At 68.3% G+C, this 8686-nt stretch carries 9 protein-coding genes and 1 pseudogene; 5 read left to right on the top strand and 5 right to left on the bottom strand.

Going from position 1 to position 8686, the window contains the following annotated elements; genetic code table 11:
• Positions 1 to 965: DegT/DnrJ/EryC1/StrS family aminotransferase (locus ITP53_RS51650; protein ID WP_195902838.1), on the bottom strand; the 965-nt coding region annotated here is incomplete at its 3' end.
• A complete protein-coding gene (locus ITP53_RS51645; RefSeq protein ID WP_195902837.1) occupies positions 962 to 2044 on the bottom strand; it encodes a GNAT family N-acetyltransferase in 1083 nt (360 codons plus the stop codon). The genes ITP53_RS51645 and ITP53_RS51650, both read right to left, overlap by 4 nt.
• A gap of 156 nt (positions 2045 to 2200) precedes the next feature.
• Here ITP53_RS51645 and ITP53_RS51640 point away from each other — a divergent pair, with 156 nt between their 5' ends.
• The 3 genes from ITP53_RS51640 to ITP53_RS51630 all read left to right on the top strand — a co-directional run bounded on the left by ITP53_RS51640 (position 2201) and on the right by ITP53_RS51630 (position 5481).
• Positions 2201 to 3232, top strand: a complete 1032-nt coding sequence (locus tag ITP53_RS51640) for a phosphotransferase family protein (RefSeq protein ID WP_195902836.1) — start codon at positions 2201 to 2203, stop codon at positions 3230 to 3232.
• A 20-nt stretch (positions 3233 to 3252) separates the two neighbouring features.
• Positions 3253 to 4005: an SDR family oxidoreductase gene (locus tag ITP53_RS51635; RefSeq protein WP_195902835.1), complete on the top strand. Its 753-nt coding sequence runs from the start codon at positions 3253 to 3255 to the stop codon at positions 4003 to 4005.
• Between the two features lie 144 nt (positions 4006 to 4149).
• Positions 4150 to 5481 carry a GH39 family glycosyl hydrolase gene (locus ITP53_RS51630; protein WP_236052124.1) on the top strand — a complete coding sequence of 444 codons (1332 nt, stop codon included), beginning with the start codon at positions 4150 to 4152 and terminating at the stop codon, positions 5479 to 5481.
• 51 nt (positions 5482 to 5532) lie between these two features.
• Here ITP53_RS51630 and ITP53_RS51625 read toward each other — a convergent pair whose 3' ends face one another.
• Together ITP53_RS51625 and ITP53_RS51620 are read right to left on the bottom strand one after the other, a co-directional pair.
• Positions 5533 to 5745, bottom strand: coding sequence for a DUF397 domain-containing protein (locus ITP53_RS51625; protein ID WP_195902834.1), 213 nt, complete (start codon positions 5743 to 5745; stop codon positions 5533 to 5535).
• The gene (locus tag ITP53_RS51620; protein ID WP_328818567.1) at positions 5735 to 6562 is read right to left on the bottom strand and encodes a helix-turn-helix domain-containing protein; all 828 of its coding nucleotides are present in this window, start codon (positions 6560 to 6562) and stop codon (positions 5735 to 5737) included. The genes ITP53_RS51625 and ITP53_RS51620 overlap by 11 nt, the downstream gene beginning before the upstream one ends.
• A 194-nt stretch (positions 6563 to 6756) precedes the next feature.
• Between ITP53_RS51620 and ITP53_RS51615 the strand changes: the two genes are divergently transcribed.
• Both ITP53_RS51615 and ITP53_RS51610 read left to right on the top strand, forming a co-directional pair.
• The gene (locus ITP53_RS51615) at positions 6757 to 7227 is read left to right on the top strand and encodes an ATP-binding protein (protein ID WP_195902832.1); all 471 of its coding nucleotides are present in this window, start codon (positions 6757 to 6759) and stop codon (positions 7225 to 7227) included.
• Positions 7217 to 7951: a nucleoside/nucleotide kinase family protein gene (locus tag ITP53_RS51610; protein ID WP_195902831.1), complete on the top strand. Its 735-nt coding sequence runs from the start codon at positions 7217 to 7219 to the stop codon at positions 7949 to 7951. The genes ITP53_RS51615 and ITP53_RS51610 overlap by 11 nt, the downstream gene beginning before the upstream one ends.
• 99 nt (positions 7952 to 8050) lie before the next feature.
• Here the strand turns inward: ITP53_RS51610 and ITP53_RS51605 are convergent.
• Positions 8051 to 8686 (bottom strand): annotated as a pseudogene (locus ITP53_RS51605) (hypothetical protein); the annotation flags it as partial.

Here is an 8686-nt window from a genome sequence, read left to right as displayed (position 1 = left end):
GTCGGGTCGTACAGGTAGCCCGTCGCGACCCCCTGCCGCTCCAGCGCGGCGATGGCCGCGTCGCGGTCGCGCACCAGCAGCGGCACGCGGAACAGCGGCTGGTCCAGGAGCCCGGCTACGGCGGGCGCGACCGTGGGCAACTCGGCCAGCCGCGCGACCCCAGCCAGCCGCCGGCCGCGTTCGGCGGGGAGCTTGGCCAGGCGCCGGGACTGGTACCAGTGGACCAGGCGGCCCCGGCGGGTGCGGTAGTGGTGGAGGTCGGCGCGTACCCAGGGATCGAAGGGCGGGAGCGAGGGGGCGTGTTTGAGCGCCCGCTCCAGCCCGTCGGGGTCGAGGTCGATGCGGTAGCCGGTGCGCTTCTCCTGCATGCCGAGGGCGCGCACGAGCGCGAGCGCCGGGCGTACGCGGTCGAGCCTGAGCACCGCCTGGCGGGCCATCGAGGTGGCCACGCTGTAGAGGTCGGCCGCCGGGGAGGCGCGGTTCAGGACCTCGTCGCGGGCGCGGGTCAGGGCCTTCAGGTCGGCCGCGTCCTCGACGACGAGCACGCCGCCCGAGCCCGCGCCCGGGTGCTTGGAGAGGCTGAAGACGCCCGCCTGCCCGAACGTCCCCACCGGCCGGCCGTCGAGGCTGGTCTCCATGGCGTGGGCGGCGTCCTCGATGAGGATCTTCCCGGCGAAGGCGGTGGCCCGGTCGGGGAGGCCGTACAGGTTGGTGGTCAGGACGGCGTCCACCGCTTCGAGGTCGACCCGGGAGACGTCGATGTTGCCGTCGCGGGGGGACAGCGGCGCGATCACCGGGACGAGCCCGGCCGCGAGCACGAGGAAGAGGATCTCATCGGCTGAGATGGGGGACATAAGCAGCCGCTGTCCGGGGCCGCACCAATGGCGCAACGCCAGGTAAAGGCCGAGACGGTTGGACGGAAGCGACAGGCAGTGACGGCCTGTGCGCTCTGCGATGAGCTTCACCCTTGTAGGACCGTACGGACTCTCCCGTACGTTTTCAATGCCTTGTCCGCAGTTTTGAGAAGCAATGGGTTGGCCATGACCGCCGCGCGGGTCTTGCGCACCGGCACGCGCATCATCCAGTGGACGGCCGCCGCCGGGCGGGCTCTGGCCACGCGGCCCTCGGCCACCTGGAACTCGCCGTTCTTGAGCTTGTCCTTGTATTCCTTCTGGCCCCGGCCCATGTCGATCACCTGGATGCCGGACTCGGCGGCCCGCTCGGCCATCGCCAGGTGGTGGATGAGGCCGGGGGAGTATTTGGCGAACTGCGGGTCGTAGGCCGGGAACCAGCCGACCAGCGTCGTGCGCGTGCGCAACCCGAAGTGCCCGGCCACCGGCTTGTCGTCGACGTAGATCATGTCGAGCACTCCGGCGAAGCTCTCCGTCTGGGTGGCCAGCAGCCGCTCGACCAGCTCCACGATCCACTGGTGGGCGAACCTGTCGGTGCGCCCCGTGCGCCGGTATTGATCGGTCTTCCAGCCGAGCAGCGTGCGCAGCGGCGCCACGTCGGTGCTCGCGTAGTCGTGGCGCATCGCCCCCGCCTCGCGCTGCAGCTTGCGCGACTTGGCCAGGGTGCTCTTGTACGTCTTGCCGGAATGCTCCCTGAGCCCGGCGGTGTAGCGCTCGAAGCCGTCGCGCAGGTCGATGATCGGCGACGGGTGTCGTTCGTGCCGCGCGTTGAGCAGCGGCTGCCCGGACACCAGGTGGTCGAACTCGTAGACAGACAGCCCGCACGCCTTGATCAACTGGTTGGCGTCGATCTCGAGGTCCTTGACGTGGACCAGCCCCTGCGCGTCGGTCAGCCCCGCGGCGACCGGTTTGCCGATGCCCATCGCATGTCGCTCGAACGGGAAAAAGCCCACAATGTGCGGGCCATCGTGCAGCACGGCGACACGTACGACATCGCGGAGTTCGCCTGCCGTGAGGGTGAATTCTGGGGACAAGAAGGGGTTGTCGAAGGCGGCGTCGGCTTCCTGCAGAGCCCGCCATCGGCTCACTTCGTGTTCTCCCAGCTCACGGGGGAGGGCAAGGGTGATGCGCATGGGCTCCTACTGTCGAAATCCACGCCCTGCCCAGCAACAGGGCCGGGGTGTACTGTCAGAGTAAAGGATCTCGATGGATGCTCCTCGCCGCAGGTTCGGAACGTTACAGAATTCTCAGCTGGTTTTAAGAACCGAGTGTCGTTCTAATCTGTGTCCATGACCGTACCTGGCATTGACCGGCCCAGCCTGGTCGCGTGGATGGGCCGAAACGTGCCCGACGCGGGTGAGCTCCAGTCCGTCTCGCTGATCTCCGGCGGCAGATCCAACCTGACCTATCTGGTCGAGGCCCGTGAGCGCCGCCTGGTGCTGCGCCGGCCGCCGCTCGGTCACGTGCTGCCCACCGCCCACGACATGCGGCGCGAGTGGCGGGTCATCTCCGCCCTGGCGCCGACCCCCGTGCCCGTGCCTGAACCGGTAGCGTTCTGCGCCGACGAGGACGTCATCGGCGCGCCGTTCTACCTCATGGGGTACGTGGCCGGCGCCGCCGTACGCACCCGCGAGGAGCTCGACGCGCTCGCGCCCCTGCCCGGGCGGACGCGGCGGCTGTCGGAGCGGCTGGCCGAGGTGCTGGCCGCCATCCACGCCGTGGACTACCGCGAGGTGGGGCTGGGCGACTTCGGGCGGCCTGAGGGATACATGACCAGGCAGCTCGACCGGTGGTGCCAGCAGTGGGAGCGGTCGAAGACGGCCGACCTGCCCGACTACTACCGGCTGGTGGACCGGCTGCGGGAGCGGCTGCCCGCCCGGTCGGCGAACACGCTGGTGCACGGCGACTACCGGCTGGACAACACGCTGGTCCTGCCAGGGGACCTGGACATCGCCGCCGTCGTCGACTGGGAGATGTCCACGCTCGGCGACCCCCTCGCCGACCTGGGGATGACGCTGACGTACTGGCATGATCGGGGCGACGACGAGCGGGCCCGCATCCCGGTGGCGGGGAACGTGACCGTGGCTCCCGGGTTCATGAGCGCGGCCGAGTTCGCGGGCCACTACACCAAGCTCTCGGGGCGGGACACCTCGGAGCTCGGGTTCTACGTGGCCTTCGGCAATTTCAAGCTCGCGGTCATCATCGAGGGTATCCACGCCCGTTTCCGGCAAGGAAAGACCGTGGGGGAGGGATTCGACCGGATCGGATCAGCCGTACCCGCCCTGATCTCCCGCGCACACCGCACGCTCGACCAGCCCTGAGACCCCCCGCGAGGAGCGCCATGAGCACAGTTGCACTGATCACCGGAGCGGCGAGCGGCATCGGGGCCGCCGTGGCCCGCCGGCTGTCGGGGGGCGGCGTCAAGTGCGTCCTCGTCGATCTCAACGGCGAAGGCGTCGAGAGGCTGGCCAAGGAGGTGGACGGCGCGTGGCTGGCCGGCGACGTCAGCACCGAGGAGGCCTCGCTCGAGGCCGTCGCGCTGGCCGAGCAGCGCTACGGCCGGCTCGACCTGGTCCACCTCAACGCCGGCCTCGGCGGCGGCGTCGACCTGGCGGACTTCGACCTCGCACGCTATCGCCGGGTGGTCGGCGTGAACGTGGACGGCGTGGTCTTCGGCGTACGCGCCAGCGTGCCGCTGCTCGAACGCTCCGGCGGCGGCGCCATCGTGGCCACCGCGTCGCTGGCCGGTCTCGTGGGCTTCTCCGGCGACCCGATCTACACCATGACCAAGCACGCCGTCGTGGGGCTGGTCAGGGCGCTGGCCGAGCCGCTGGCCGAACGGAACATCCGGATCGGCGCCGTCTGCCCCGGCTTCACCGACACGCCGCTGGTGGCCGACGCGAGGGAGATGTTCGTCAACGCCGGATTCCCGCTGCTGAACGTCGAGGACGTGGCCGCCGCCGTCGAGACCGCCTTCTATGCCGAAACCCCTGGAACTCTCCTCATCGTGCAGCCGGGAAGGCAGCCGTTGCCGTACCGTTATGCCGGAGTTCCAGGGCCGGCCGGCGGTCAGCGGCCGCCGGGCGCAGATTGACGGCAAGCCCCTTGCAAGTGGGACGATTACCGTATAGAAGGGCTGGGCGCTGCCCAGCCCTTCTATGTTCGCGAGGATGAGGAGCGTTCAGTGATTCCGACCGACGGCCGACATTCGCGCCGACGATCGCCATGGCCGATAGCCTTGGGAGCAGGCATTCTCGCGGTCGTGCTGGTGGCCGGCATCATGATCTACGCCTCACTCCGGGCGCAGTCCCGCACCGATTTCACCGGCGCGGAGGTCGCCACGAAGGTCCCCACCGAGCCCGCGCCGCAACTCGAGGAGCCGCCGGTGCTCGACGCCTGGCCGCGGTGGGGCATCACGCACACGCAGTACAGCGCGGACAACGAGCCGGAAGCGGTCGTGGAGCAGGCCAGGGGCGTGCTCGGCCGCATTCCGCTGCTGCAGAACCAGCACATCATGGGCTGGGGCGTCGGCAACCCGGAGCCCAGCCCTGGCCAGTTCAACTTCCGTGACCTGGACCGCCGGCTGAAGTTCATGTCGAGCTCGCGCGGGATGCCGATCATCACACTGTGCTGCGCGCCCGACTGGATGAAGGGCGGGCAGGCCGGGCGTACGGACTGGAGCAAGAACCACACGGTCGCGCCCAAACCCGAGCACTTCGACGACTACGCCAAGCTCGCCGTGCAGGTCGCCAAGCAGTATCCGACGGTCAAGCACTTCATGGTGTGGAACGAGTTCAAGGGCTTCTGGAACACCTCCACGAACCGGTGGGACGCCGAGGGCTACACCGAGATGTACAACAAGGTCTACACGGCCTTGAAGAAGGTGAACCCGGAGATCCAGGTCGGGGGTCCGTACGTTCCGATCGAGAGCAACTCCACGAAGAGCGAGTCCGAACTGACCGGCCCGTGGGGCACCGTCGACCAGCGGGCGCTGGACGCCGTCGAATACTGGATCCAGCACAAGAAGGGCGCCGACTTCATCGTGGTCGACGGCGCCTCGATGACGAACGACAAGGGCAACATCCCCAACGACTTCGCCGCCCTGGCGAAATTCGGCGCCATCACCACCTGGCTCAAGCAGAAGAGCAACGACATGCCGGTGTGGTGGGCCGAATGGTACGTCGAGCCGGAGAACTCGGGCTGGACCGAGGAGAAGCGCACGGCGATGCAGGCGGCGGCGCTGATGGAGTTCGCGAAGAGCGACGTGCGGACGGCCCTCTACTGGAACCCCCAGCTCAAGGGCGCGGGGGAGTGCCCCGGATGCCTCTGGCAGTCCCAGGAGGGCGGCGAACTGCCGATGGCAGGCCTGCTGAGCGGCTTCACGAGGTGGTTCCCCTCGGGCGTGCAACTCGCCCAGGCACAGTCCTCCGACCAGCGCATCAAGGTGCTGGCCCAGGAACGCCAGGTCGTCATGGTGAACACCGCCGCCCAGAACGTGACGGCAACGGTGGACGGCCGCCAGGTCACCCTGAGACCCTTCGAGATCAAGTGGTCCGGCAGGGGCACCTGACCCCTGACGTTGACTGAGGGGCTCGGACGTCCGCCGAGCCCCTCAGGCAATTTAGAAGTCGAATTCTCCCTTGGACATGCCGTCTTTGAAGGCTGTCCATTCTGGTGCGGTGAATATCAGAGCGGGGCCGCTGCGGTTTTTGCTGTCTCTTACGGCGACGCGTCCGCCGCTGAGCGGGGCCACTTCCACGCAGCTACCACCACTGCTGCCCGATGCCTTGGCCTTGCGCCAGGCGGCGGTTGCCAGTTCGTTGTCAGTTTTCATACCTCTCCATCGCCTCGCGAATGACCTTTTCGCTGACATTTACGGGATGCGCCATGCTGCTCAGCGCATCCCATCGCACGCCAAGGGCTCTTACCTTGTGGACGCGATTGGTCACCTCTGCCGCCAAAGAACTCTCCACATAGCCGGTATCGGGTGAGCCATCCGCCTGCGCGATCTCGAACGCCCCCTCCAGGCCGGTGGTCAGTCCGGCGATCAGGGGGACGATCCGGACCGTGATGCGCGGATATCTCATGGCCGTGAGGAGGTGTGCGAGTTGCTCCCTCATCACCTCCTCTCCGCCGATCGGCCGATGCAGGGCAGTTTCGTCGAGGAGTGTCGAATACATGGGTGGTTCCGATCGGCTGAATACCTCCTGCCGCTTCAGCCGGATCTTGACGCCTTTCTGCACCTGCTCCATGGTGGTGCCCGGCTCGCCAAGAAGAACCTGCTCGGCGTACCGCTCGGTCTGAAGCAGCCCGGGAATCACCAGCGGCTCCCACGTCCGAATGCTGTGGGCGGCGGCCTCGACGCCTGGCCAGGGTCGGAACCAGGCGGGACCGACGTCATTGTGAATGTCGGGGAGTAGCTCTTTGAGTTCCCCGTTCAACCCGAGGACCTGCTCGATTTCCTCCGTGAAAGTCTCGCTCGGAGTGCGCGCCCCGCGTTCGACCGCCCCGATTTGACTCTCGCTGTAGGTGACTCCGGCGGATGCCGCAAGGCGCTCGTGCGACAGTCCGAGGCTCTTACGAAACTTCCGCATCCGCGCGCCATACTCCGCTCGTGCTCGTGCTCGTAGACCTGATTCCTCCCCATTCACCGTAATATCACGCCCTTTCGCCTGCCAGCCCTACAGCTCTCCGCACACTTTGACCCGCACTTGGAGGCAAGCGGAGCCATCTTCCTCAACCCAAAGTAACCACGTGACGCCATGCTGTGAAGAGGTTCCTGAGCTTCAAGCCCGTGTGGGCCTTACAGGACAGGCGATCTTCGTGAGGTAAAGAGGAGAGTTTCGTGCAAGCGGACGTGGCAAGCCATCGAGAGCTCTTGCGTACGACGCTGCGCCTGAACGAGCACGCGCCGCATCGCGTCCGGCTCGTCATCAGGTCGTGGTTGGGCGCGGCGCATCCCGCCGTGGATGACGCCGAGCTGGTCGCCTCGGAACTGGTGACCAACGCACTCAAGCACGTGCTCCAAGGGCCCGATCGTGACTGGGTGCGGCTGCGCCTGGACGAAGAGCCGTCACGCGTACGCCTTGACGTCACCGACCCGGGCAACCCACGGTCGGCGCCGCGACGCCTCTCCCTGCCGATCGACCAGGAGGACTGGATCCCACAGCCCGGCGGCATGGGGATCGCCACGGTCGCCGAGATCTGCGACGAGGTGTGGGGGACGTACCTGACGCGGCGAGGAGCGCGCGTGGTCTGGTGCTACGTGCCCGTACGGCGACGGCCGGATCAGTATCGTTGGCCAAGTGCCCCATGAATCAGCTCCTCAGGGATCGCAGGTACGGCACTCGGTCTCGACGTGGCAGCAGCCGTGCCCGCCCCCGGCCTCGGCCGAGCGTGCCGCGCTCGTTCAGCAGATCGCCGGTCGCGTCATGGGCTGTGGCGGGGGCCGGCTGCTGGTGGGGATCGACGGGTACACGGCCGCGGGCAAGACGAGCTTCGGGCACGAACTGGCCAAGGAGATCGCCGGAGCCGGACGGCCGGTCCTCCGCGCGACCCTCGACGACTTCAAGAAGCCGTGGAAGGACCGCCACCTGTACGACCGCGAGTCCGGTGAGGGCTATTACCGCAACGCCTACGACTACGCCGGGCTCAAGCGGCTTCTCCTGGACCCTTGCAGGACGCCCGAGGCGGCGTCCTGTGCGTTGTGCGGCATCGATCCGCTGACCCAGTTGGACCATTCGGCGACCAAGGTCTCGCTCGCTCCGGATTCGGTGCTGATCGTGGACGGTGTGTTCGCGTTCCGCCCGGAGATCGACGCGTACTGGGATTTCCGGATCTGGCTGGACATCGACGCCGAGCTGTCCATCCGCCGCGGCGCCGCCCGCGACCAGAACTGGGCCGGTTCCGGAGCCGAGGCCGTCCACCGCAACCGCTACCTCGTGGCCGCACGCCTCTACCTCGAAGAGGCGGCCCCGCTGGAGCGGATGGACGTCGTCATCGACAACTCGAGGTTCGCCCGCCCCCGCATCGCACGGTGAAAGTCCGCCCTGAACTGCCCGCGCGTCGTGCCGGTGAAGGCCCGTCCCCGATGACCTCCGCAACTCGACGTCCGTCGCGCCAGTGAAGTCCGCCTCGAACTACTTCCGCCGACGGGGCCGGTGGACGGCCAGGCCGAGTGCGAGTGCCGCGTAGCCGCAGAGCAGGGCGAGCCCGGCCCACCCGGGCAGCGGGAAGTAGCCGCCTGACGGCGCGTAGTGGGCGACCACCTGCGGGTACTCGGTGACGGTCTGCTGGACGGCGAAGGCGGCGGCCGGAGTGAGGCGCAGGAGCCACCTGGAGACGTCGTCGGGCAGCAGCGGCAGGGCGGCCAGCACGTACGGGATCACGACCAGCGAGACCGCGACGAAGGCAGGCAGCCGCACCAGCCTGCCCAGGGCGAGCGCGAGGACGGCCGTGACGGCGAGCAACGCGGCGACGCCGACGACCACCCGCAGTTGAGTGAGGGCGGGCACGGGCAGGACGGTGAGGTCGTTGGCGCGCAGGATGGCCGAACCGAGCGGCACGACGACGCCCGCGCCGACCAGTCCGGTGAGAAGGGCGACCACGCCGACCACGAGAGCCTTCGCCGCCAGCACCCGGCCGCTCAACGCCGACGCCTCGCTCTCAGCCGCCCCACCGGCCTCACCGGCACTGGCCCCACCGGCCCAGCCAGCCCGGTTTCCGTCAGGGCCGGTCGGGGTCCGAGCAGGGCCGGCCTGGTTTCCGGTAGGGCC

The organism is Nonomuraea cypriaca, from assembly GCF_015645445.1.
Lineage (GTDB): Bacteria > Actinomycetota > Actinomycetes > Streptosporangiales > Streptosporangiaceae > Nonomuraea > Nonomuraea cypriaca.
This window is presented reverse-complemented; position numbering and strand designations above follow the sequence as displayed.